Source organism: Thermoflexibacter ruber (assembly GCF_900113045.1).
Classification (GTDB): domain Bacteria; phylum Bacteroidota; class Bacteroidia; order Cytophagales; family Thermoflexibacteraceae; genus Thermoflexibacter; species Thermoflexibacter ruber.
The window spans coordinates 19,163-43,773 of the sequence record NZ_FONY01000024.1; the positions used below are offsets into that span (position 1 = coordinate 19,163).

The window sequence follows — 24,611 nt, forward strand, 5'->3', positions numbered from 1 at the left end:
TATACTTACTTATGAAAGACAAAGTAGTGATTATTACAGGGGGAAACTCTGGCATAGGAAAAGCCTTAGCTTTTGAGTTTGGCTCAAAAGGTTCTAAGGTAGTTATTACAGGACGCAACCTCGAGGCTCTCCAAGAAACAGAAAATGAACTCAAAGCCAAAGGTATAGAAGTTTTGGCTCTGCAAGCAGACGTAACTTCTAAGGAAGATAACCAACGCATGGCGGAAGAAACCTTAAAGCGTTTTGGAAAAATAGACATACTCATCAACAATGCAGGAATGTCTATGCGAGCCTACTTTGAGGACGTAGATGTCAAGGTCATAGAGCAACTCATGAACATCAACTTTTTCGGAGCGATTTACGCTACGAAGAGTTGCTTGCCCTATATCATACAGCAGAAAGGTTCTGTGATTGGTATTTCTTCTATTGCGGGTTTTCGCGGGCTGCCTGCAAGGGTAGGTTACTCCGCTTCTAAGTTTGCCTTGCAGGGGTTTTTAGAGTCTTTAAGAACCGAGATGATAGATAAAGGAGTACACGTCATGACGGTTTGCCCTTATTATACCACTTCTAACATTCGGTTTCGCTCATTTACCAAAGACGGAAGTATGCAAAATGACTCGCCCAGAAATGAGAAAGACATGATGAGTGCAGAGGAGTGTGCCGCACATATCTACAAGGCTACTATTAAGCGAAAAAAATTCCTTATCCTGACATTGATGGGCAAACTGACCGTTTGGCTTAACAAACTTTTCCCTGGTTGGGTAGATGGCTTGGTACTAAACTTTATCAAAAAAGAAGGCAGACCCAAATAAGTATAGGCATATATAGTTTTACTATTTTTGAAAAATTTTAAGCCATTAGAAAAATTAAAACATCTATGTACTTGGAAAACTCTCTTGCTTTTGCTCAATCTTTAGATGCCCAAGACGAATTAAAAAATTTTCGCTCTTTGTTTCATATTCCTAAAACTTCGTCAGGAAAAGAAGTGATTTATTTTACAGGAAATTCGCTTGGCTTACAACCAACTACCGCCAAAGAAGCCATTTTACAAGAGTTAGATGACTGGGCAAATCTTGGGGTAGAAGGACATTTTCACGGAAGGAATCCATGGTTTTCCTACCATAAGCTACTGACTGCCCCCTCAGCTAACTTAGTAGGGGCAAAACCCGTAGAAGTAGTGGTTATGAATAACTTAACTGTAAACTTGCATTTGCTTATGGTTTCTTTCTACCGCCCTACTTCTAAGCGATTCAAGATATTAATGGAAGGAGGGGCTTTCCCTTCAGACCAATATGCCGTAGAAAGTCAAGTGCGGTTTCATGGATTTGACCCTGAGCAAGCCATCGTGGAGATTTTTCCAAAAGCCAATGAATACTACTTACATACACCAGATATTGTCCAGAAAATCAAAGATATAGGCGAGGAACTTGCTTTGGTGCTGTTTGGGGGAGTAAACTACTATACAGGGCAAGCATTTGACATGCAAGCGATTACCCAAGCCGCCCATGAGGTAGGCGCAGTTGCAGGTTTTGATTTAGCCCATGCCGCAGGTAATATTCCTTTGCGACTGCACGAGTGGAACGTCGACTTTGCTACTTGGTGTACTTACAAGTACTTAAACTCTGGGGCAGGAGGCACTTCGGGAGTTTTTATCCACGAAAAATATGCTGATGCTACCTCTTTACCTCGTTTTGCAGGGTGGTGGGGACATGAGGAAAAAGAGCGTTTTTTGATGAAAAAAGGATTCAAACCTATGCGAGGGGCAGAAGGCTGGCAACTCAGCAACGCACAAATCTTGCCTATGGCTGTGCATAGAGCCTCGCTACAGATTTTTGAGGAGGCGGGCATGCAAAGACTTTGGAATAAGCACTTACAAATGCAAAAATATATCTATTTTTTGCTTGACGAGTTCAATCAAAAAACAAATAAGTTCAATATTGAAGTCATTACTCCCAGAGATGAGAGGCAGAGTGGCTGCCAACTTTCCTTAGTCATCAAAAAAATAGGCAAGCAAGTATATGAATTTCTGACTAAAAATGGAGTCATTGTAGATTGGCGAGAGCCAGAGGTAATCCGCATAGCCCCTGTACCCTTGTACAATACCTTTGAGGAATTGTATTTATTTTTCAATATACTGAGTAAATTTTGATACTACTTCTGTGGACTTTTCCTAATCTTTTTATTCGGGTAGTATTTCTCAAAGCTAACTTAATTTAAGCCCTACGACAACGATGTCATCTCGCTGAGGAGCATTTCCTTGGTAGATTTGTAGGCTATCCTCTAAGTAGGTCTGCTGTAAGTACATAGGTCTTTCCGCACATTCGCTAATCAGGTTCAAGAAGCGGTTTGTCCCTAATCTTTCGTGCCTCACATTGTCTTGGTCAGCATAGCCGTCGCTACTAAGGTAAATTTGACTTCCTTTTTCCAAATAGATTTCGTGGTTAATAAAGTCTTTTTCTTTCTTGCTCACAAAGCCAATGCTACGGTTCACTGCTTGGATCTGTTCCACTTCTCTATTTCCTTTTCTTATAAATCTAAAAGGAATCTTTGCTCCTGAGAATATCACCCTTTTCCATTCTATATCATTCTTTTCCAAGCAGATAATACCTACATCCATGCCATTATCGCTCTGTTCCCTTTCTTTGCGGAGTATGGTTTTTAATTCTTGGTCTAAGTTTGTTAATATCAAAGACGGGTCGCAGATTTTCTTCAGTCGCACAATACGGTCTAACAAGGTACTCCCAATGATGCTCATAAAAGCTCCAGGAACTCCATGTCCCGTACAATCTCCTACTGCCAATACTATCCTATTTTCCAACTGCCCAATCCAATAAAAATCCCCAGAAACGATATTGCGAGGGTGGAATATCACAAAATTATCACTTCCCAATAGGGAATCTAATTTTTGCTTGTTAGGCAAAATACCCTGTTGAATATATAGTGCGGCTTCTATACTTTTGCTAATCTGTGAGTTACGCTCTTTGAGGTCATGGTTTTGATGCTCGATAAGATTTCTTTGGTTGGATATTTCTTCTTTCTGCAATCTTAACTCATGATTTACACTTGCCAAACGGTTGTTGTGCTGTTGTCTAAGTAAGTAGTTTCTATAGACCAATACCCCAAAAATAAGTAAGAACAAGATGATAATTCCTACCCCAATGTTCAGGTACCGTTGTCTTTTTTGCTGTTCTTCTGCGGCGGCTTGGAGTTTTTTCATTAGTTCCATTTCTTGCTTTTGCTCTTTTACGAGGATTTCATTTTGTTCCAAACGAAATCTGGCTTCTAACTCCGCATATACATTGTCATTGGTTTGTTTGGCAATGCTGTCTTTAATAGTTGCAAACATTTCATGATAAAGCAGTGCTTTGGGAATATCTTGCTTTTGCTTATAAGCCTGATAGAGAATATTGCTTGAGTTGAGTATGCGTTCCTTATTTTTTACTTGTTGGGCAATAGAAAGACTTTGAGAGGCATTTTCTATGGCTTTGTCCAAGTCGCCTTGCGCCAAGTAAATATCTGCCATGATTTGCATAATTTCTGCTTTGGCTTCCTGCACATTCATTTCTCTTGCTTTCTCCATTGCTTTATTCAGGTAATCAAAGGCAATAGGGTATTTCTTCTGCTCTTTGTAAGTATTCCCTAAGTTGATGAAGTTATTAATTATCATGTAATTATCACTGTTCTTCTCAGAAATATTCAGAGAGCGAAGCATATAATCAGTAGCAAATACAAAGTTTTTTTTGAGCATATAGCTATAGCCCAAGTTACCCAAATAAGTAGCTTCCTGTGCCTCATCGTTGATTTCTTGATTGATTTTTAATGCTCTTTCGTAGTTATCGATGGCTAAATCATAGTTCTTTTGTTGGATATAGATGTTGCCAATATTGTTGTAAGAAGAAGCCATGCCTCTCTTATCTCCTAATTTTTCTCTGATATTGAGGGACTTGAGGTGAAAGCCCAAGGCTTTGGCATAATTACCTTTTTGAGCCTCTATCAAGGCTATGCTATTGAAAGAAGAAGCTATACCTTTTTGGTCATCTATCTTCTGCCTGATTTCTAAGGCTTCTTCGTGATAAATGATTGCCGTATCGTATTTTGCTTGTCTGTAATAAATAGCACCTAAATTCCAAAGTGCATTGGCTCTGCCTTTTTTAGAATTATTTTTATCAGCAATTACTAAAGCCCTTTGAGCATAGTCATAAGATTTTTTGATGTCATTGTTGCGATAAGCTACACTTAATTCATTAAAAATTCTGATACGTGCCGTATCAGCGCGGGCTACTTTGAGTTCGTCCAGCAAGTAATTAATCTTTCCTTGTTGGGCAAGGATAGAAGTAAAATTACAGAAAAATATACAAAATAAAATAGGTAAAAATATGCCCCGCTTCATTTTCAGACTCTTGTTTGCTGAAATATAGGATATAACTTTATAAAGAAAAAATTGTATGTTTCTTATTCAGTGAGGTAAATCGATAGCTTTTTAAGCTATTGTTGCCAAATTAAGAAAAAAATTCTATTTAGTAAATAAAAGTTAATAATTTTTTAAAGACAATCAGTCGTTTTTTTGCAAAAACATGACTAAACACAAGCAGCCTAATGTAAGGTTTATTAAAAAAATCAACAAGAATTTTTAGTATTTGGACAGCATTTTTTTTTAAGTAAATTTGATATAAGCTAATTTTACATGGCTTTACGATTACTGCTTTTACTGATGATTCATTATTAACCTCTTATCACTTGCAAACTTATTTCTTCGATACCAAATTAGAATACCTCAAAGGTGTAGGAACGCAAAAGGCAAACCTGCTCGGTTTGGAATTGCAGCTATTTACCTTCGCAGACCTGCTTACACACTACCCTTTTCGGCACGAAGACCGCACCAAGTTTTACAATATTGGAGAGATTACCGAAGACTATCCTTATGTGCAGTTAAAAGGAAAAATCATTGAAGTACAGTTAGTTGGCAGTGGAGAGAAAAAGAAAAGACTGACCGCTAAACTCCAAGACGATACAGGAATTGTTGAATTGGTTTGGTTTCAAGGAATCCAGTGGGTGCAGCCTAAACTGAAAAAGGGTTATGAATACATTGTTTTTGGCAAGCCTCAACTTTTTGGGAGAATTTTCAATATTGCACACCCAGAAATTGAATTATTTTTGGAGCATAAAACGCCAGAAACTGCCCTTTCGCCCGTGTACTCGACTACTGAAAAACTGAAAAAAAGAGGCTTAGACAGTAAGGGTATTGGTATTTTAGTAAAAAATCTTTTGGAAATTGGCTATGATAAAATCCCTGAAACGCTATCTAATGAAATCATAGCAAAGTATAAGTTTATCCCTAAAAATGAAGCAATTAAGCAGATGCACTTTCCTCAAAACCCCAAGAAATTGCATCAAGCAGTTCGTAGGCTCAAATTTGAGGAATTTTTCTTCATTCAGCTAAAATTGCTTTGGCAGAAAACAGTGCGCCAGCATACACATCAAGGACAAATCCTCAAATCAACTGCTTTACTCACACAGTTTTACAACAATCACCTGCCTTTTGACCTGACCAATGCCCAAAAGCGAGTAATTAAGGAAATTTATAAGGATTTGTGCAGTGGGAAGCAGATGAACCGCCTGTTGCAAGGAGATGTGGGGAGCGGAAAAACGATGGTAGCTTTTATTTGTATGCTCATTGCTATTGATAACGGCACGCAGGCTTGCTTGATGGCTCCTACAGAAATTTTGGCTGAGCAACATTATAACGGCTTAAAGGAGTATGCTGATAAACTCAAAATTACTATTGCCAAACTCACAGGCTCGTCCAAAACTTCTGAGCGAAAAATCATCCATCAGATGCTCAGGCAGGGAGATTTGAAAATCATCATAGGAACTCATGCCTTGATAGAGGAAGATGTCGTTTTTCATAATTTAGGGCTTTGCGTCATAGATGAGCAACATCGCTTTGGCGTGGCGCAAAGAGCGGCTTTATGGAAAAAAAATGAAAGCAAAGAACTGCCTCCTCCTCATGTCTTGGTTATGACGGCTACGCCTATCCCTCGTACTTTGGCAATGACGCTGTACGGAGATTTGGACGTTTCTACGATTGACGAGTTGCCTGCGGGCAGAAAACCTATCCAAACCATGCACTTTTACGACGCTAATCGCCTGAAAGTCTTTGGTTTTCTGAGAAAACAAATACAGTTAGGAAGGCAGGTATATATCGTCTATCCACTCATAGAGGAATCAGAAGCACTCGACTATAAAAACCTCATGGACGGTTACGAGAGCATTGCAAGAGCATTTCCAGAATACCCGATTAGTATAGTGCATGGGCAGATGAAGCCACAAGACAAAGATTTTGAGATGCAACGCTTTGTAAAAAATGAAACCAAAATCATGGTAGCAACTACAGTAATAGAGGTAGGCGTGAACGTTCCCAATGCTTCTGTGATGGTCATAGAAGATGCTCAACGCTTTGGGCTATCGCAACTGCACCAACTTCGCGGGCGAGTAGGGAGAGGGGCAGAACAGTCTTATTGTATCCTGATAACCAACTACAAACTCAGCAAGGAAGGTAAAATTCGCATAGATACGATGGTTCGCACCAGCAACGGCTTTGAGATTGCTGACATAGACCTCAAACTGCGCGGACCCGGGGACTTGGACGGTACGCAACAAAGCGGAGTACTTGACCTCCGACTTGGCGACATTGCCAAAGACCAAATCATTCTCCAAGAGGCTCGCAAAACTGCTGAGGAACTTTTAGACAAAGACCCTAATTTGGCTCTCCCTGAAAATGTATTTATCAAGCGGCACCTAACTTCTATTCAACAAGGAGGCAAGGTGTGGAGTAGGATAAGTTAGATGTCCTCCCCAATTTAGAAAGTTTATCTTTTTAATCTATAAAAATATCTATTTTGTAAAAATATCTATCTTGTATGTAATTATCTATAAAACATTTGCCTCAAACTACTAATTAAGTTAAAAAATCCTATCTTTATATTTTCTTTCGTAAAATGAAAGTACAGCAGCAATCGTATATCAATCATAATCCATTTACAATTAATAATTTATAACTCATAACTAAAAGTAAGTATGAAAAAGTGGACTTTAAAACTCCTGATGCTGGGGTTATTCTTGCCCTTCATCATGGCTTGGAAACCAGCCGACACGCCAAGAATCTTGGTTTTTTCCAAAACTAAGGGGTTCAGGCATAGCAGTATCCCCTACGGACAAAAGGCTATCATGGAATTGGGAAAGCAGCACGGCTTTGCGGTGGATACCACCGAAGATGCCAGCAAGTTCAATGAAGCTAATTTAAAGCGATATAACGCAATCGTTTTCCTATCGACTACAATGGACGTATTGGATAAGTTTCAACAAGCTGATTTTGAACGCTATATCCAAGCTGGTGGTGGCTATGTAGGGATTCACGCCGCCGCAGATACTGAGTACGATTGGGCTTGGTACAACAAACTTGTAGGAGGGCAGTTTAGCGGGCACCCTGGTAATCCTAATGTGCGTTGGGGGGAGATGAAGGTAGTAGATAGAAAACATAGTTCTACGGCACATTTACCCAAAACATGGAAACGCAACGACGAGTGGTATAGCTACAAGAACTTCAATAACAATGTGAAGGTGTTGATTGACTTAGATGAAAAATCTTACCTGAAAGACAACGAGAAAGGACTTTCTATGGGCAAATCTCACCCTATTGCGTGGTATCATGAGTACGACGGCGGTAGGGCTTGGTACACAGGCGGCGGGCATACCAACGAGAGTTTTTCCGAACCAGAGTTTTTAAAACATATTTTAGAAGGTATCAAGTATGCTATGGCTACCAAACCTCTGGACTATTCAAAAGCCTACAGCAAACGCCCCCCGGAAGATAACCGCTTTGAAATGAAGGTTTTAGGACAGAATTTCAATGAACCTACTGAAATGGCTGTTTTCAAAGACGGTAGAGTAATGTTTTTGCAAAGAAAAGGCGAAATCATGTTGTATGAACCTAAAACCAACAAAATCAGACAAATTAACAAGTTTAATGTCTGGACAAAACACGAAGATGGCATGATGGGTTTGGCGCTTGACCCTAACTTTGAGCAAAATAAATGGGTGTACATCTACTATTCGCACCCTACGGAAAGCCATAATCAACTTTCTCGCTTTGAGTTCAATGGAGATAGTATTTTGACCTCTACTGAAAAAGTAATGCTCAAAGTTCCTACCCAACGCCAAGAGTGCTGCCATACAGGCGGTTCTATCGCTTTTGATGCTAAGGGTTTGCTCTATCTTTCCACAGGCGACAATACTAACCCTTTTGCTTCCGATGGATTCAGTCCAAGCGATGAGAGAGAAGGACGCAGACCTTGGGACGCACAAGGCTCCTCTGCCAATACCAATGATTTGAGAGGTAAAATTTTGAGAATCAAGCCCGAGCCAGACGGGACTTATTCTATCCCAGACGGCAATCTATTCCCCAAAGGCGATGAGTTGGGCAGACCAGAAATTTATGTCATGGGCTGCCGAAATCCTTACAGAATTTCTGTAGATAAGAAAACAGGCTTTGTGTATTGGGGGGAAGTAGGTCCCGATGCAGGTCAGGATAGCGTAGGCAGAGGTCCCAAAGGACATGATGAAGTAAACCAAGCAAAAAAACCTGGGTTCTTTGGCTGGCCTATGTTTGTGGGAAACAACAAAGCATATATTAAGTATGATTTTGCCGCTAAAAAATCAGGCGAACCGTTTAATGCAGAAAAACCCATGAACACCTCGCCTAATAATACAGGACACAAGCAACTACCTCCCGCTCAGAAAGCATTTATTTGGTATCCTTACGGACCTTCGCCAGAGTTCCCTATAGTCAATGTGCCTTCGGGCAGTGGTGGCAGAAATGCTATGGCAGGGCAAGTTTTCTACTCTGACGAGTACCAAAAAACGGAAAATACCTTCCCTGATTATTACGATGGTAAGTTATTTATCTATGAATGGATGAGAGGCTGGGTGTTAGTAGTTACTATGGACAAAAATGGCGACTTAGTGTCTATAGAGCCTTTTATGGGCAATACTCGCTTTAACAATCCTATGGACATGCAGTTTGGAGCAGACGGTAGTTTGTATATCCTCGAGTATGGTTCAAAATGGTTTGCCGCCAACGAAGAAGCTCGTCTTATTAAAATTAACTTCAATGCAGGAAATCGTAAGCCTTTGGTGAAACTTTCTGCCAGTAAAACAGTGGGGGCTTTGCCCTTACAAGTGAAATTTTCTTCTGAGGGAACATTGGACTATGATGAAGATGCCCTGAAGTATGAGTGGGACTTTGACGGCAAAGGAGCGAAATCTACTGAAGCCAATCCTACTTTTACCTATGAAAAAGCAGGTATTTACACCGCTACCTTAACTGTTACAGATAGCAAAGGAGCAAGCACTACACAAAGCATAGAAATCAAAGCTGGCAATGACGTCCCTGAGGTAGAAATTGCTATGGAGGGCAATTCCTCTTTTTACTTTGAGAACAAACCTATTAAGTACGAAGTAAAAGTAAAAGATAAGGAAGATGGAAGCACCGCAGACGGAAAAATTAAACCTGAAGAGGTAGCCGTTACAGTCAATTTCTTACAACAAGGCTACGACTTAACCAAAGTAGCACAAGGACATCAAGTTGCCAGCGAAATTACAGGCTTCATCGTAGGGAAAAGATTGATGGACGAAAGCACTTGCAAGTCTTGTCATCAACTCAATAGCAAGTCTATAGGACCCTCTTATATGCAAGTGGCAGAACGCTACAAAAAAGCTGATGCTAAGGTAATCAGTATGTTAGCTACCAAAATTATCAAAGGTGGTGGTGGTAGCTGGGGCGAGCAAGCTATGTCTGCCCATCCTAACTTCAGCGAGGAGCAGGCTGGCGAAATGGTCAAGTACATCTTGTCCTTAGGAGATGAGAAGAAAAAAGACATCAAACCCTCAAAAGGGGAACTTACCTTGAATGAGCATGTTGGCAAAGGCGACCAAGGAGTATATTTTGTCAGTGCTGCTTATACGGATAGAGGGGCTAATGGCATCGCTCCAATTACTAATCAGAAAGTAGTAGTACTAAGAAACCCCAAGCTAAGAGCAAGTAAAGCAGATATACTTAAAATCCTGATGAAATATTCCGTCCCTCAAATTGGCGAATTAGCCGTTGTAAATGAGGGTTCTCTTATAGGTTTCAAAGACATTGACCTTACAGGGATTGAACAGATTACGGTTTACTCAGGAAGCCAAGGAGCTGGTGGCACAGTAGAAGTAAGACAAGGAAGCCCTGATGGAAAACTCGTAGGAAGTATAATCGTAGAGGGAACGATGATGGGGCAGGCAAGTACCAAACTTAATGATATTGAATCAGGGAAAAAAGACCTTTATTTTGTGGTAAAAAATATCACTAATGGAGGTAATCAGCCTGCTTTTGGTATTAATATCATAGAGTTCAAAGCAAAGTAAAAAAGTTTATCCTTGTAGCACCACAAATAATTTCATTTTTTTAGATTGTTTTGTAGCTGAAGTAAAAGAGGCTATCCAATTTTTTGGGTAGCCTCTCCTTTTTTTGAACTTTGTTGTCTTTTTAAACGTAAATAAATTAGACTGTTCTATTTACCCCCTCAGATACTATTTTATTCTTGTAGATTTATCTTGATATGAAATTAACACTGAATGTAACTGCACCTTCTTTTCACTTAGAAGATGTTTTTGAAAGGAGCATTAATTTAGCTGAATATAAAGGTAAAAAAGTAATGATAGCATTTTTTAGGCATGTGGGCTGTCCTTTCTGCAACTTTCGAGTACATACCTTGACCAAGGCTCACGAAATATTAAAAGCAAAAAATCTGGAAATGATTTTCTTTTTTGAGTCAAGTAAAACGCTGATTCTCAAAAGTTCTTTTCACAAAGACGTTTCCCCCATTCCTATCATTGCCGACCCTGAGAAAAAGTGGTACAGCATCTATGGCTTAGAGCAATCTGCTCTCAAGTCTGCTTATAGCCACTTGACTATGTTTATCCAAACAGCTATCAAAGCTAAACTCAAAGGACTTCCTGTACATGCCATGGCAGGAGGCGAATCTATCAATACCATGCCTGCGGAGTTTTTATTAGATGAAAACTTAATCATCAGGAAATTGCATTACGCCCAGCACCTCAACGACCGCATGTCCATAGATGCTGTTATGGAATTTGCAGAAAATAGATAGGCTTAATTTACTTAGGCAAAGTGAAGTAAAAAGTGCTTCCTTTGCCTACTTGACTCTCCACCCAAATCTGTCCTCCGTTTTTCTCTACAAAATCTTTGCAAAGCATTAGCCCTAAGCCTGTGCCTTTCTCCTCGTCTGTACCTTTGGTGCTTGTAACCGCAGGGGTAAATAGTTTATGGAGTTTCTCCTCTGCCATGCCTACGCCTGTATCGCTTACAGCTATTTTTACAAAATCTTGCCCTGCTTCTGCTTTTATACTTACTTTCCCTTCTTGTGAAGTAAATTTTAAGGCATTACTCAGCAGATTTCTTAAAATCAGCTTTACATGGTCTATGTCAGCGTTTACTTTGGTAAGTGCCATTACTTGATTGGACAAGTCAATATTTTTATTTTTAGCAATTTCTGATAATAGATTTACATTTTCCTGAGCAATTTCTTGCAAATCAAAAACTTGGGGAGTAGCTTTTATTCCCTGCATCTGACTATTTGCCCATACTAAGAGATTATGTAAAGTAAAGTGCAAACTCTCGACACTTGCTTTGAGCTTGTTGGAGTAAAGCAAAAATTCTTCTTGGCTGATATTGCCGTATTCCAATAGTTGTAAGAGGCTAATCAATGCTCCAATAGGATTGCGGAGGTCATGCCCTATGATAGCAAAAAGTTTGTCTTTGGTAGCGTTCAGTGCTTTTAGGTCTTGGCTTTGTTGGTCTAACTTAATATTAGTTTGGGTAAGGGTTTCGTTAATCTGCTCTATCTCTTCTTTTTGCTGGAGAATTTCCTCAGTTTTTTCTCTGATTTCTTGGTGAGCAATTTTTAACTTGCCAAGTGCTTTTCTGATTTTACGCTTACTCCTTTGTATTAAAAAAGCAATAATGGCTAAGGCAACAAGCCCACCTAAAGCAGAAAAAATCCATAGCCTATCTTCTTTTACTTTGGCTTTGAGCAATTGGATTTCTTTTTCTTTGCGTTCTGCCTCAAAAGTGCTTTCTAACTGATTGAGTTTCTTGGTTGTATTTTCGTTAAAAAGAGAATCATGTAGAGCAAAGAATTTTTTGTGAAACTCTATGGCAAGGTAGGGCTTTTCTAAACGCTCTGCTACTTTTGCCATGAGTTGGTAGGCTTGGCGAAGTTCAGAACGCAAGCGGAAGACCTCAGCCGTTTTAATAGATTCAGATAGAGCTACTTGTGCCTGCACAAAATCTTCTTGGTCTATGTACGCATTGCTTATCCGATTCAAGCAGGCTACTATCAAGGCTCTGCTATTGGTTTCTTTACCCAAGTCTAAGGCAGTTCTCCAAGCCTCAATAGCTTCTTTGTATTTTTTCTGTGCATACCACAAATCTCCTTGATTCCGATAAGCAAAACCTGCGTAGTACTGATTACCCAAATTTTTGTTTGCTTCTAAGGCTTTCTCGATATAACCTTGTGCAAGTGCATAGTCCTTTGCTTTTAGACTGGTAAAAGCCAAATTGTTGTAGCATCTGACTATGCCAGAGAGATTATTTTCTGAAATCTGTATGGCTAAGGCTTTTTCAAAATACTCTAAGGAAAGTTTGTATTTCTCCTGCTCGTTGTAGATAGCGGCAATATTATTAAGCACCTCTGCCTTAGTCTGAATACTGCCTATTTTATCTAATAAGTTAAGTGCTTCTTGGCTGATGGTGAAAGCTTTATCTATGTCGCCTTGTCGATAATACAGCCAGCCCAAGCTGGCTTGCAGATTTGCATATCCTTGCTCATAGCCTATTTTCTTGGCTACTTCTAAGGCATCAGAGGCAAGAGATAGGGCTTTGGTAGGATTGCTTTCAAATATCTCTTTGATAGTTTTATTCGTCAAATTGACAAAAGCTGTATCTTTAGGAATACTCGCTAAAGCATTTAAAAGGCTATCCGTTTCACTTCTTCCATAGCTTAGAGTAGAGGAAAAAAGGAAAATTGTTGATATGAATGTTGCAATAATAGAAAATCTCATTGGAAAGTTCAGTTCTCAGAAGGCAATATAGTAAAAAACGCATTACTTAGTAAAAAAGTGTAAAAAAATATCCTAACAGTAAAATTTTTGTAGCTGATAATTGGTTATATTTTACTTTTCTCCTCTTTTATGTACTTAGGAAAGTTAGTTTCAAAAAATCATCAAGTACTGACATTCAAGAAAAAAACTGTTCTTTGACTGTAGTTCCTAATTTTTTCCAATTTCACAGATAAAACTAATTGGTTCTTTGACGCTTTTTGTCGAGTTAGCCAATGAACAATACTATATGTAACTTTAAGCCCGTAGGGCTATCATCTTTGTAGAAAAGAGTAAGCTCAAGCAACACAGAGCAACACCGTAGGCGTGAAATATGCCACCGCTATACGGTTTTATATGGGTATATTCATTATTTGCTACAAAAATAGCACACCTACGGTATTAGTCAATGGCAGACTAAAGTCCACTGCTTACATAGTTTTATACAGAAAGCGTCAGAGAACCAACTAATTTTCTCAGCTAAAAGATAAAATAGATGTTAAAAAAATTAAGCTATCTAAAATATGAAAACTACTTTTTTTTACTCATTTGTATTGTTTTTACTGCTGCATTGTTCGTGTGGCTCGCAGGTACTCAGTCAAAATTTTGAAGTGCAAGGCACAAAAATCTTAGACCCAGAAGGCAAAGAGTTTGTTATCAAAGGGATTAATGTCAATGGACCGCACTGGCCTTGGAGCCGCCCTACTGTACCTGATGCAGATTTGATGACTAAGGTTTGGAAATTTAACACGGTAAGAATCAACTTTTTCCCAAGTTTGGCTACTAACGGCTGCTGCCGCAATAACAATACTAATACCGACCAAATCATTACTACTTTTACTTCCCGCAAGGTCGTGGCTATCCTTGAAAACCATGATTTTACAGGAAAATATCCCAACGATGCCGAGTTAGAAAACTTGAAAAATTGGTGGACAGACTTAGCCAATAAATACAAAAATAATACCTATGTGTGGTTCAACATTATGAACGAACCTGGGAGCGGGGGTGTAGCCCCTGAGCGTTGGAAAGAAACCCACGAAGCAGTAGTGAAAGCCATCAGAGCCACAGGAGCAAACAACATCATCGTCCTTGACGGGCATCAGTTTGGGCAAGAAAGCGGATACAAAGACCCTAAAAATAGTGCTATTCTGACCTTCGGGCAGTATTTTGTCCAAAATTATAAAAACATTACCTTCTCTCTGCATCTCTACGGTGAGTGGATTTACGGACAAGAAAGATTAACAAGATATATAGACGATGTTTTGGCAAAAGGGCTTTCCATTCACTTAGGCGAGTACGGTACAGCAGATAACTACTCTAAGGCTGTGGCAGTAGATATTTTTAAGGTTGCCCCACCAAAGAAGATAGGGCGAATTGCTTGGCAGTGGACAGGGGAGGATGCGCACAAACTTACCCAGAACTCTGGGGCTTGGGCAATCAATAAAACCGACGGAAGCAAGCCCACAAACTTGTCTTTTGTAGGAAACTTGATTTGGAAAGACAATCACGAGCTGGCTTTTACCAATGAGGATTTTACCCTTTCTGCCCCTTGGCTATCCAATGGAAGTTTTGAAAGCAACTTAGATGAGTGGATAAATTTTGGCGGGGCAGAGGTAGAAAATAGCCCTCCTCACTTGGTCAGAGGACAAAAATCGGTGCGGATTAATAGCGGTAGCGCAAGCGGATGCGGGCAACCTATTTATTTACACCCAGATACAGAGTATGTCTTTACTGCTTGGGGAAAAAATAACCGCACTCCTACTACTTCTTCGGATATTGCAGTACGCTACAAGACCCCCACAGGCACAGAAACCGTACAAGTCCTTAATTTTACTGAAACAAGTTTTACACAAAAGAAAAGAGAATTTAAAACTCCACCTCAGCTTGTAGAGGCATTTTTATTCATCTACAAAAACGACCCCAATGTTATCTTTTATGCAGATGAAATTCAGCTACTTACTACGGCAGAAGCGAGCCAAGTTACTTCGATAGAGGACGAACGCTTTGCTCAGTTTTTTCAGGCATTTCCCAATCCCGCTACCGATATGTTGCATATCAAATATTCCTTGCCCTCTACATCTATTGAGCAGGTCTATCTCATGGATTCTGTTGGAAAAATCATTTTCCCAAGCATGGAAAAAGCTGACCAACAGGAGATAAACATCAAACTTGACCAAGTAGGCAAAGGTGCATACATTTTGCTAATTAGGACTGATAAAGCCGTATTTAGGAAAAAAGTAATCATACAATGACCGACTCAATTTACACCTGACAGGTTTGCGAAACCTGTCGGGTATGAGTATAAACAAAATTTTACTGAAATAAAACCTCAAAATTTGATAACAATTTGAAAAAAGAGTAGTTAATTTAAAGGTCAATTGAAAACCAAGGCAAAGTTGTTGCATTTTAAATTTGTAGCTACCAATTCTGCATAGACGAGCAACTTTTTGTAACTTTGCAGGTCAATTCTAAACCAAACAAATATAACTTCTTGATAATAAGTTATTTTTAGGCATTGATACTATCAATTTACTCATTTAAAAAATGCAAGATTATTACGGCAATGGTAAACTGCTTTTAAGCGGTGAATATTACGTGTTAGATGGTGCATTGGCTTTGGCACTCCCAACAAACAAAGGTCAAAGATTACATGTAACTTACTTTCCCTCAGAACATAAGGTACTGCATTGGAAAAGTTATGATGACAAAGGCAATTTATGGTTTGAAGCAAGATTTGATGTGGAAAACTTCGAGTGCCTTGACCGTTTTGTATCTCAGAGGTCTATTCTTTTACAAAAAATTCTTCGCAAAGCCCGCAAGTTAGCATCTAATTTCTTGAAAGGTAGGGAGTATGTATTGGTAGAAACTTTTTTAGAGTTTCCTATCGTTTGGGGCTTAGGCAGTAGCTCAACCCTCATTCACAATATAGCCACTTGGGCAGGTATTAATCCGTTTGAGTTGCTTTTTACTACGGTAGGTGGCTCAGGGTATGATGTAGCCTGCGCCCAAGCCAACAAGCCCATTTTGTATCAAAAAGCAGGAGATATGCCTAAGACACAAGTAGTTGAGTTTAATCCTCCTTTCAAAGATAAGTTATATTTTGTTTACTTAGGTAAAAAGCAAAGCTCTCAAGAAGGCATAGAATACTATCGTTCCCTAATTCACCAGCAAAAAGAAACATTGGTCAAACAGCTAAGTGAAATTACACAAGAGATGCTAAAGACACAAAGTTTAGATGAATTTGATGCGCTACTTCGTAAACATGAGGAGTTAATTTCCGAAAGTTTGAAGATGGAGAGAGTAAAAAATTTGTATTTTTCAGACTTTTGGGGCGAGGTAAAGTCCTTAGGAGCATGGGGAGGCGACTTTGTGCTGGCAACAAGTAAAAAAACGAAGGAAGAAACCCAAAATTATTTTAAAAATAAAGGTTTTGAGGTTGTTATTCCTTACAATGAGTTGATTAAGAATGAGTAAAAAATTGCTTATTCCCTTTTTAGTATTGTTATTTTTTGTTTTTATTCTTTTTTTGCGGAAACAAAATGAGTTATACCGCCTTCATCAATCTATGAGGCAAGGAAAAATAACTCAGCGTCAAGGAGTGATAGATAGTATTGATTTTCTTTTTAAAAAAAATTACATCATCTTAAAACTTATTGATACTTGTTTTTCCAAAGCTACCTCTCTTTCAAAACCCAATTCCTATTACTACTTTATTTTTGATACGGGAAGTCCGACTTATTTTTCTAAAAGTCTTATTACCAAATTAGGCTTAGAACAAATAAGTAATTTTACTATCCAAGACGACAGAGGGGCTAAGAGAAACTTACCTTTTTACATTACAAATATTGCACTACAAAACTCAGATTTTCAAGATATTGTGGTTGGAGAAATGTCCCAAAATATTACTTTGGATAGCATGCTCATCAGCGGTATTATTGGGGCTAATCTCATGCAACATTGTGCTTGGCAAATAGACTACAAGCAACAAAAAATTTATTTTGCCAATAAAGTAGAAGCGTTTTCTATGCCAACAGAAAACTATCCTATTCCATTCATTCGCAATATTTTTAGAATTCCTTGTATCTATCTTATGCTCAACCAGTTCCCAAGACGTCCTGTGGCTTTGCTAAGTACAGGAAGTCCCCAAGCAATCAGTTTGAACTATATTTTCAAAAGTTTGCATCGCTCTATGAAATATTTAGGAAGGGAAGTAGATACTGTGCTTGTCAATGTGGCTCATCAAGGAAATATCTTGCCTTCCATCTACGAGTTTGCCAATACCAATGATACACTCATTGTAGGAAAGGCAAGGGAGTTGGCTATCAGTGACTTAACTGCCAATGGTGTTCCTACTATCTTCCAATCGACTTTGCAAAACCGCTTAGGAAATGAATTTTTAAAGTTTTATATCCTAACGATAGACTGGCAAAATCGCAAACTTTGGCTGGGCAAAAAGAAAAGCGAGATGAGTCCTTAACAGAACATCTCACTTAACTTTGCGACTAACCCTCTGTGAAAATATACTCTTCTTAGAAAGCTAAATTTATAGCAATATACAAAATTTATTTCAAAATGTTAGCTATTTAAGCTACTTTTTATACGATAGATTCTTATGTTTTAGCCAACTGCTAATAGAATGGTTCAAACTTTGTGCTTTGTCTTTCTGCTCACATTAAAAAGAAATATCTTATGAAACACAATCAAATCAAAAAATTACTCAAATATATTTCACTTTTTTTATTATTATTTATTGCTATTCAGTCTTTTAGCTCTTGTGGCAGTAGCAAGCCACAGGCACAGGCAAGCGAAGAGGGAGGAAAAAAGAAGAAGAAAAAGAAAGCCCCCCGTTGTAAAATGCTTTCCTGTCATGTACGCATGACCCACCTGCACGATGATGTAGAGTTTAGAGGCAAAAGAACTTGGTTCTTAAAAGATTGGTTCTACTTTGGTAGAGAACCTAAAGTGGGAGAAGGTTTGCGAAAAGCTAAACGTGACCCACATCAGTGGAATACCAGAAAAAAGAAATAAACTAAAAATGTTTTAATAAAATGTTAAAAAAAATTTGTATAGCAATTAATATTTTGCTTATCAGCTATTTATCTTTTGGACAGGAGTTAAAAAATATTAACTACACCTATGACCCCGATATAAAAACAGTTTTGCTTTATCCTGCTTCCTTGTTTGCGCCTAACATTCCTCTCCCGCCTCCTATCTTAGCTATCAATGACCCACTGCCTTTGATATTGGAGTTTGATAAGTTTGGTTCTGATATTGAGCGGTTTGCAGTAAAAATTATCAACTGCAATGCAGACTGGACAGTATCAGAGCTGAATCCTGTAGAGTATTTAGACGATTACAACGAGTTCTATATCAGAGATAGAGAGTTTTCTATGAACACCAAAGTACGTTACGTACATTACCGATTTGCCGTGCCAAGAGTAAAAGTAGCAGGAAATTATTTGCTCAAAGTCTATGAAGAAAACAATGAGAGCAGACTTATTTTGACGTGTCGCTTCATGGTATATGAAAATAGTGCTATTATTTCCTCTACTTTGGCGACGGTAGTTGGCGTAGAAGCTTCTTTCAGGAATCAACAAATTGACTTTTCGGTGGGCTATGCGGGCTATCAAGTCTATAATCCACAAGAGCAAATCCAAGTAGTACTCAGGCAAAATTTCCGCTGGGACAAGCAAATTACAGGCTTGAAGCCCACCTTCGTCAATGATTTTGACCGAAGATTAGATTATAAGCATTTTAATTTTGAAAATGTGTTCAAGGGTGGTAATGAGTTCAGAATGTTTGACTTGCGAAATCTTATGGCGCGTAACCTCAACATAGAACACATAGAATACAACGCTTCTTTGAATAATGCTTGGGTGTATGTGGACAAGTCCCGCAATGGCTGGGCTTATTCTAAAATCATGGACGACATGAACGGTAGATTTTTTATTCAAAATCTCCTCATGCCCAATGCAGGTACAGATGCAGACTATCTGAATGTAACCTTCACCTTAAAAACTGAAAACGAGGAGCTGGGAGGGGTGTATGTAACAGGGGCATTTTCAGATTGGCAATTGACAGAAGATTATCGCATGAGCTATGTACCTGAAAAACAAGCCTATCAAAAAACCATTTTGCTTAAACAAGGCTTTTACAATTACCAATACTCTTTTACTAAAAACTTTGGTACGGAACGCGACGATGTGTACTTTGAGGGTACACACAGTCGAACAGAAAACAACTATGAAATTTTTGTCTATTTCCGCCCCTTAGGTTTTCGCACTGATTTATTGATAGGGTATAAATTATTTTAAAGCCTACTCACTCAATTTCATTCTCAAAAAGTTCAATAAAAAGTTGGTAGTCAAGGTGATATTAAGCATGCGTTCTTGAGTGAGCGTAAGTTTTTTGGCAAAAGTTTCTCTCTCATCAGCATAAGCCACCCATATCGTTCCCACGGGTTTCTCTGGAGAACCTCCGTCGGGTCCTGCTACGCCAGAAGTAGCCAACCCTATGGAAGTACCAAACTTTTTGCGGATACCCTCAGCCATAGCGATAACCGTAGGCTCGCTCACAGCTCCATACGCCTCTAAAATGGCTGGGGAAACATCTAACTCATTCATTTTGATTTGGTTGCTGTATGCTACTATGCTACCAATAAAATAATGGCTCGAACCCGCTACCGAAGTTAGTAGATGTGCCAAGTATCCACCCGTACAACTTTCCGCTGTACTGACGGTTTTATTTTTTTCCCTTAGCAAACTACCCACTACTTTTTCTATCTCATCGTCTTCATAGCCGTAGATATGGTCTTTGATAAGAGGTATCAGTTGGGCTACCTGTGCCTCTAATTCTGCATTTAGCACCCCTGCATCATCTCCTTTTCCTGTCAATCTTAGCCTGACCTGCCCCATTTTGGGCAAATAAGCTAATTTGAGGTGAGCAGGAAGGGCATCTTCCCACTTTTCTATTTTCTCTGCCAAAGTTGATTCTGGAATATTGATAGTTTTTATCCATTTATGAATAATTGCGGGAGTTTGGAAGTGATGACGCAGTTTAGGCACTATCAACTCTTCCATCATCTTCTTCATCTCATGAGGGACGCCAGGCATGGAAATAAATACCTTCCCTTGATGCTCTATCCACATACCGGGAGCAGTCCCTACTGCATTATGAATAACCTGTGCATTAGCAGGGATAAGAGCTTGGGTTTTGTTCAAATCGTTCATCACCCTTCCTCGCGAAGCAAACAAGTTTTCAACATGGGATAAAACTGCCTCGTTCATTACCAAAGTAGTTTGAAAATAGTCTGCTAACGTTTTTTTGGTAATGTCATCTTTGGTAGGACCTAAGCCACCTGTGATAATAATAATATCTGCTACTGCCTCGGCAGACTTTAAGCCATTGATAATCGCCTCTCGGTTATCGCCTACTGAGGTTTTGCGAATGACCTGAATCCCTGCTTTGTCCAAAGCAGTGCTAATGAATTGTGAATTGGTATCAGTGATGTGTCCATAAAGGATTTCATCTCCAATGGTAAGTATCTCTGCGTAAACGCTTTTCATGGGTGTAATGATAATTGAGAGAGTGATATTTTAATGATTTTGAATAATGCTAAGATTTTAAGGTGAATCTGTCTGCAATTTAGGAAAATTAGTGTTGTTTCTCACAATCATTCAAGCACTTTGAATTTTTGTAATTATTTACCACAAGGCTCACAATAAAAGTCTTCAGACTTGTACTGTTGGTGCTCTTGTGGCAAAATAATATTTCTGAAACAAATATTTTACCTTCTCGTGCTAAAACACACCTAAATAATTACCACTTTTTTGACCTTACGTAATAGCAAGCTCAATGTATTGCGGATTTTGCGGGGGGCATACCCCACATCTATTAGCACAGCCGACATCAGAGAGCAAATGTTGGACAAAAATAGAGATGCCTTGCGTTTGGTAGATTGGCTGTGTGCTAAGAGCTTAGTTGCCAAGAAAATTTGTACAGAAGATAGAAGACTGGTAAACGTGCTGATTTCGGAAGAAGGGCAGGAACTACTAAGGAAAATAGATGAGAAAATGGAAGAGTTAGACAAAATTTTGCAAGTAATAAGCATAGAGGAAGCACAAAAGCTGAACGAAATATTAGACAAAATAGAGAATATAAGCGGATTAAGTACAAAATAAATAGGGGCTATGGCGGAGAATAAGGTATTTTTTTGTTTATTTGTATTTATAGAGATGTTGCCTCGAGATGCCTATGCTATGCTTCTATACTCTCACCCAACAAGGATTACATCTCTTTTAGTAGCAATTGTAAAAGACCAACAATAAACAGAAAATACAACTGTATGAACTTTTTAGAATTGGCAGAACAAGTAATAAGGCAAGCAAATCAACCCTTGACTCCCAACGAAATCTGGGAGAAAGCCGTTGAACTTGGGCTTGACCAAAAACTAAATTCAAAAGGGAAAACACCTTGGGCTACGCTTGCGGCAAGGCTTTATGTTGATATTCGGGATAATGCACAGACTAAATTTGAACCTATTGGGAAAAGACCCACTAAGTTCGGACTTAAAAATATTACGCAGGATACCATAATCAACGAAAACTCAACAATAGTTCAAATACTGAAACCTGAGAAATTCACTGAACGAGATTTGCACCCTTTGCTTGTGAAATTTGCCGACACGTACTACCATTTTAGAGGAGCAAAACTTAAAACGATTTTTCACGAAAATTCAAACAAAACCAAAAAGGGCTATAATAAGTGGTTACACCCTGATTTGGTAGGGGTTTATTTTTCTTTTAACGACCGAATTAGTAATTATGAGAAAGTAATTATTGACTTTCAAAACGATTTTTCTATTGTAGCGACCAAACTGTTTTCGTTTGAGTTGAAAATCAAGATAGATATTTCCAATTTGAGAGAGTATTATTTTCAGGCTGTATCTAATTCAAGCTGGGCAAATGAAGGTTATTTGGTTGCGTTGAAAATTGATGAAGAAGTAATAGAAGAAATAAGGCGTTTGGCAAACTCTTTTGGTATTGGGCTGATTAAACTTGACGCAGAGAATATCGAAGAAGGACAGATAATCGTGCCAGCAACCTATAAAAAACAGTTAGACATTGATGCAATGGACAGGTTAGCAAGCGAAAACAAGGACTTTGCCGACTTCTTACAGAATATCATAGATGACAACAAAATTAAGAAAGTAAATAGCATATACGACAAGGTTTTAGACGAAAATGAATTTGCTAAACATTTGAAAGACAAAGGTATCGTAAAATAGAAATACAGCCACGTACTAAATGAATGATGCTAAAAAAGCTATTTCATAAGCCAATTACCGATGAGGAACTCATCAGGCGTTATCAGGAAACAGGCGAACTCGTCTGGGTAGCTGACCTGTACCAACGCTATGTGAGTATGATTTTTGGGGTGTGCATGAAATACTTAAAAGAAGAAGAGGAAAGCAAGGACTTGGCGATGCAGATTTTTGAAAAATTAGCTGATAAGCTAAAGAATAGCGAAGTACACCATTTTAAAAGCTGGCTTCATGTAATTGTAAAAAATCACTGCTTGATGTATCTGAGGTCGCAAAAAAACAAGAATGAGAAAACAGTTCCTCTCCATGAGCGTTTTCAATCAGAGGAGGACAGTGAAGAAGATAACTTTGGAGAAAATCTTACATCCACTATGGAAAATACACTATCTTGGAATCCTTCTGATGAAGATTTGTTGGAACAGAACCTATCCTTATTAGAAAAAGGAATTGCTCACTTACCAGTGGAACAGAAAGTCTGTATAGAACTTTTTTACTTGAAAGAAAAGTGCTATAAGGAAGTAAGTGAAATAACGGGCTATGAACTTAGTAAGGTAAAAAGCTACATACAAAACGGAAAAAGAAACTTGAAAATTTACTTGGAAAAGTTAATAGTTGCTTGTTTTGGGCTTGTAGCGTATTACTTTTGGCTGTAGTTTCAGTTTTCTAACTTGGGAAAAAATACTTTTACAAACCAATTTCTATTGACGATTAAAAGAAAAACTTGAAAGATAAAAAAGAGTATATTGATAAAGAATACCTTTCCGAACATCAGCTCAAACTGTATAGAGAAGGTAAAATGACTCCTCTGGAAATGCGGCGTGTGGAGAGCTTATTGGAAAAGTATCCCTTGTATGCAGAAGCATTGGAGGGGCTTGGCTTGCTTAATGAGAAGCAAGCAGAGAAGCATATTGCTTTCTTGCAGGAAAATATACAAGCAAAAATAGGAAAAAATAACCAGACTAAGACTGTTTTTTTATCTCGCTCCAACCTAAGACGAATTGCCGCTGCTGTAATTGTGCTAATTGTATTTTCTTTTGGCTTATACTTTATTAGTAGTCAGATAAATAAAGAAATACTCACGAGTAAAGAAATGGCAATAGAAGAAAACACAGCTACTGAGGCTAACACGTATTTAGCGGATTCTGCCCAAGTTTATTCCCCTTTGCTCTCAGAAGAATCAGCTACAGAAATGCCCGCAGAACAAAGCATAAAAGACGCTAAAGAAACACAGCGAAAAGAGTTGGCTTTAAAAAATGAAAGTAAAAAACACATCGAAGGAAAGCCCGACTATGCCCCTTTGGTTACAGAAATAACACCACCCGCACCCATAAGCAACCAAACAGCAGTCCAAGATTCTTCCTTGACTGTCCTTAAAAAAGTAGAAAGCCCAGCAGATGACGACTTGCCAAAGTCAGTCCCTGCAAAAGTAGGAGAAGAAAAAACTGTACAAAAAGAAAGCGAACCCGACAAGACAGCAATTGAAAAAGAGCGAAAAAAAACTGAGGCAAATAAAACGAGCCATGAGATTATTGGCAGAATATTGCCTCCATTTGATAATAATAAAAAAAGTGATTATACCGACTCATTAAAAATACATCTTCAGAACTTTGCCAAAGAAAAAAATGTAATCCTGAAAGGTAAATTGTCGGTAACTTTTTATTTGAATCACCTTTATCAAGTACAAAATATCACTGTCAAAGAGAGTCCATGCCCCTCTTGTGAAAGTGAAACGATTAGGTGGATTCAAGAGTATAAGCATTGGCAAAAGTACCACACAGGACTGCAAAGCATAGAAATAGTTTTTGACTAATGAATACTTATACACTTTCCCAATTAGCCCTGCGCAATGGTCAGGATAAAGAAGAAATTTGGATTGCTTATCAAGGGCTTATCTATGATGTAAGTGCCTCTCGCCTGTGGAGGAATGGGAAACATTACGAGCATTGGGCGGGGCAGGACCTGACCGAAGAGCTCAAAGATGCTCCGCATACGGCTCATGTTTTTGACAAGTTGGTGGTAGTAGGGAAACTAAAAGCATAAAGCCGCGCTATTGTGATAAAACAGCACGGCTTTA

General features: G+C 38.6%; 18 protein-coding genes. 15 read left to right on the forward strand and 3 right to left on the reverse strand.

All coding sequences use genetic code 11. The features are described from left to right. Positions 1 to 11 precede the first annotated feature (11 nt). Positions 12 to 812, forward strand: a complete 801-nt coding sequence (locus tag BM141_RS13615; RefSeq protein ID WP_091546511.1) for an SDR family oxidoreductase — start codon at positions 12 to 14, stop codon at positions 810 to 812. Between the two features lie 65 nt (positions 813 to 877). After that, a complete protein-coding gene (kynU, locus tag BM141_RS13620) occupies positions 878 to 2,149 on the forward strand; it encodes a kynureninase (RefSeq protein ID WP_091546514.1) in 1,272 nt (423 codons plus the stop codon). Positions 2,150 to 2,203: 54 nt separating this feature from the next. Here kynU and BM141_RS13625 read toward each other — a convergent pair whose 3' ends face one another. After that, positions 2,204 to 4,390 carry a tetratricopeptide repeat protein gene (locus tag BM141_RS13625; protein WP_091546516.1) on the reverse strand — a complete coding sequence of 729 codons (2,187 nt, stop codon included), beginning with the start codon at positions 4,388 to 4,390 and terminating at the stop codon, positions 2,204 to 2,206. A gap of 347 nt (positions 4,391 to 4,737) precedes the next feature. Between BM141_RS13625 and recG the strand changes: the two genes are divergently transcribed. The 3 genes from recG to BM141_RS13640 all read left to right on the forward strand — a co-directional run bounded on the left by recG (position 4,738) and on the right by BM141_RS13640 (position 11,207). Beyond that, the gene (recG, locus tag BM141_RS13630) at positions 4,738 to 6,846 is read left to right on the forward strand and encodes an ATP-dependent DNA helicase RecG (RefSeq protein WP_091546519.1); all 2,109 of its coding nucleotides are present in this window, start codon (positions 4,738 to 4,740) and stop codon (positions 6,844 to 6,846) included. Between the two features lie 231 nt (positions 6,847 to 7,077). Next, positions 7,078 to 10,461 (forward strand): ThuA domain-containing protein, encoded by a 3,384-nt coding sequence (locus BM141_RS13635; protein WP_091546522.1) that lies wholly within the window; start codon positions 7,078 to 7,080, stop codon positions 10,459 to 10,461. Between the two features lie 194 nt (positions 10,462 to 10,655). After that, entirely contained in the window at positions 10,656 to 11,207 is a 552-nt protein-coding gene (locus tag BM141_RS13640) for a redoxin domain-containing protein (RefSeq protein ID WP_091546524.1), read from the forward strand. A gap of 7 nt (positions 11,208 to 11,214) precedes the next feature. Here the strand turns inward: BM141_RS13640 and BM141_RS13645 are convergent, their stop codons facing one another. Next, the gene (locus BM141_RS13645; protein WP_091546527.1) at positions 11,215 to 13,179 is read right to left on the reverse strand and encodes a tetratricopeptide repeat-containing sensor histidine kinase; all 1,965 of its coding nucleotides are present in this window, start codon (positions 13,177 to 13,179) and stop codon (positions 11,215 to 11,217) included. 560 nt (positions 13,180 to 13,739) lie between these two features. On the opposite strand from BM141_RS13645, the gene BM141_RS13650 reads away from it, so the two are divergent. From BM141_RS13650 to BM141_RS13670, 5 genes are all read left to right on the forward strand, one after another. Next, on the forward strand, positions 13,740 to 15,467 hold the full coding sequence (locus BM141_RS13650; protein ID WP_091546530.1) for a cellulase family glycosylhydrolase: 1,728 nt from the start codon (positions 13,740 to 13,742) through the stop codon (positions 15,465 to 15,467). A 292-nt stretch (positions 15,468 to 15,759) separates the two neighbouring features. Further along, a complete protein-coding gene (locus BM141_RS13655) occupies positions 15,760 to 16,689 on the forward strand; it encodes a GYDIA family GHMP kinase (RefSeq protein WP_091546534.1) in 930 nt (309 codons plus the stop codon). 91 nt (positions 16,690 to 16,780) lie between these two features. Continuing rightward, a complete protein-coding gene (locus BM141_RS13660) occupies positions 16,781 to 17,692 on the forward strand; it encodes a hypothetical protein (RefSeq protein WP_143090929.1) in 912 nt (303 codons plus the stop codon). 212 nt (positions 17,693 to 17,904) lie between these two features. Then, on the forward strand, positions 17,905 to 18,243 hold the full coding sequence (locus BM141_RS13665; protein ID WP_091546538.1) for a hypothetical protein: 339 nt from the start codon (positions 17,905 to 17,907) through the stop codon (positions 18,241 to 18,243). A gap of 20 nt (positions 18,244 to 18,263) precedes the next feature. Further along, entirely contained in the window at positions 18,264 to 19,529 is a 1,266-nt protein-coding gene (locus BM141_RS13670; RefSeq protein WP_091546541.1) for a type IX secretion system plug protein, read from the forward strand. A gap of 3 nt (positions 19,530 to 19,532) precedes the next feature. Here the strand turns inward: BM141_RS13670 and BM141_RS13675 are convergent, their stop codons facing one another. Beyond that, positions 19,533 to 20,780: a competence/damage-inducible protein A gene (locus BM141_RS13675; RefSeq protein WP_091546544.1), complete on the reverse strand. Its 1,248-nt coding sequence runs from the start codon at positions 20,778 to 20,780 to the stop codon at positions 19,533 to 19,535. A gap of 264 nt (positions 20,781 to 21,044) precedes the next feature. Here BM141_RS13675 and BM141_RS13680 point away from each other — a divergent pair, with 264 nt between their 5' ends. The 5 genes from BM141_RS13680 (at position 21,045) to BM141_RS13700 (ending at position 24,577) form a co-directional block, all read left to right on the forward strand. Next, the gene (locus BM141_RS13680) at positions 21,045 to 21,395 is read left to right on the forward strand and encodes a MarR family winged helix-turn-helix transcriptional regulator (protein ID WP_091546547.1); all 351 of its coding nucleotides are present in this window, start codon (positions 21,045 to 21,047) and stop codon (positions 21,393 to 21,395) included. 164 nt (positions 21,396 to 21,559) lie between these two features. Further along, on the forward strand, positions 21,560 to 22,501 hold the full coding sequence (locus tag BM141_RS13685) for an HTH domain-containing protein (protein ID WP_091546550.1): 942 nt from the start codon (positions 21,560 to 21,562) through the stop codon (positions 22,499 to 22,501). A 23-nt stretch (positions 22,502 to 22,524) separates the two neighbouring features. Then, positions 22,525 to 23,190: an RNA polymerase sigma factor gene (locus BM141_RS13690; RefSeq protein ID WP_245764062.1), complete on the forward strand. Its 666-nt coding sequence runs from the start codon at positions 22,525 to 22,527 to the stop codon at positions 23,188 to 23,190. Positions 23,191 to 23,258: 68 nt separating this feature from the next. Then, positions 23,259 to 24,347 carry a hypothetical protein gene (locus BM141_RS13695; RefSeq protein WP_091546553.1) on the forward strand — a complete coding sequence of 363 codons (1,089 nt, stop codon included), beginning with the start codon at positions 23,259 to 23,261 and terminating at the stop codon, positions 24,345 to 24,347. Beyond that, the gene (locus BM141_RS13700; protein WP_091546555.1) at positions 24,347 to 24,577 is read left to right on the forward strand and encodes a cytochrome b5 domain-containing protein; all 231 of its coding nucleotides are present in this window, start codon (positions 24,347 to 24,349) and stop codon (positions 24,575 to 24,577) included. Before BM141_RS13695 ends, BM141_RS13700 begins: the two co-directional genes overlap by 1 nt. Positions 24,578 to 24,611: the final 34 nt, after the last annotated feature.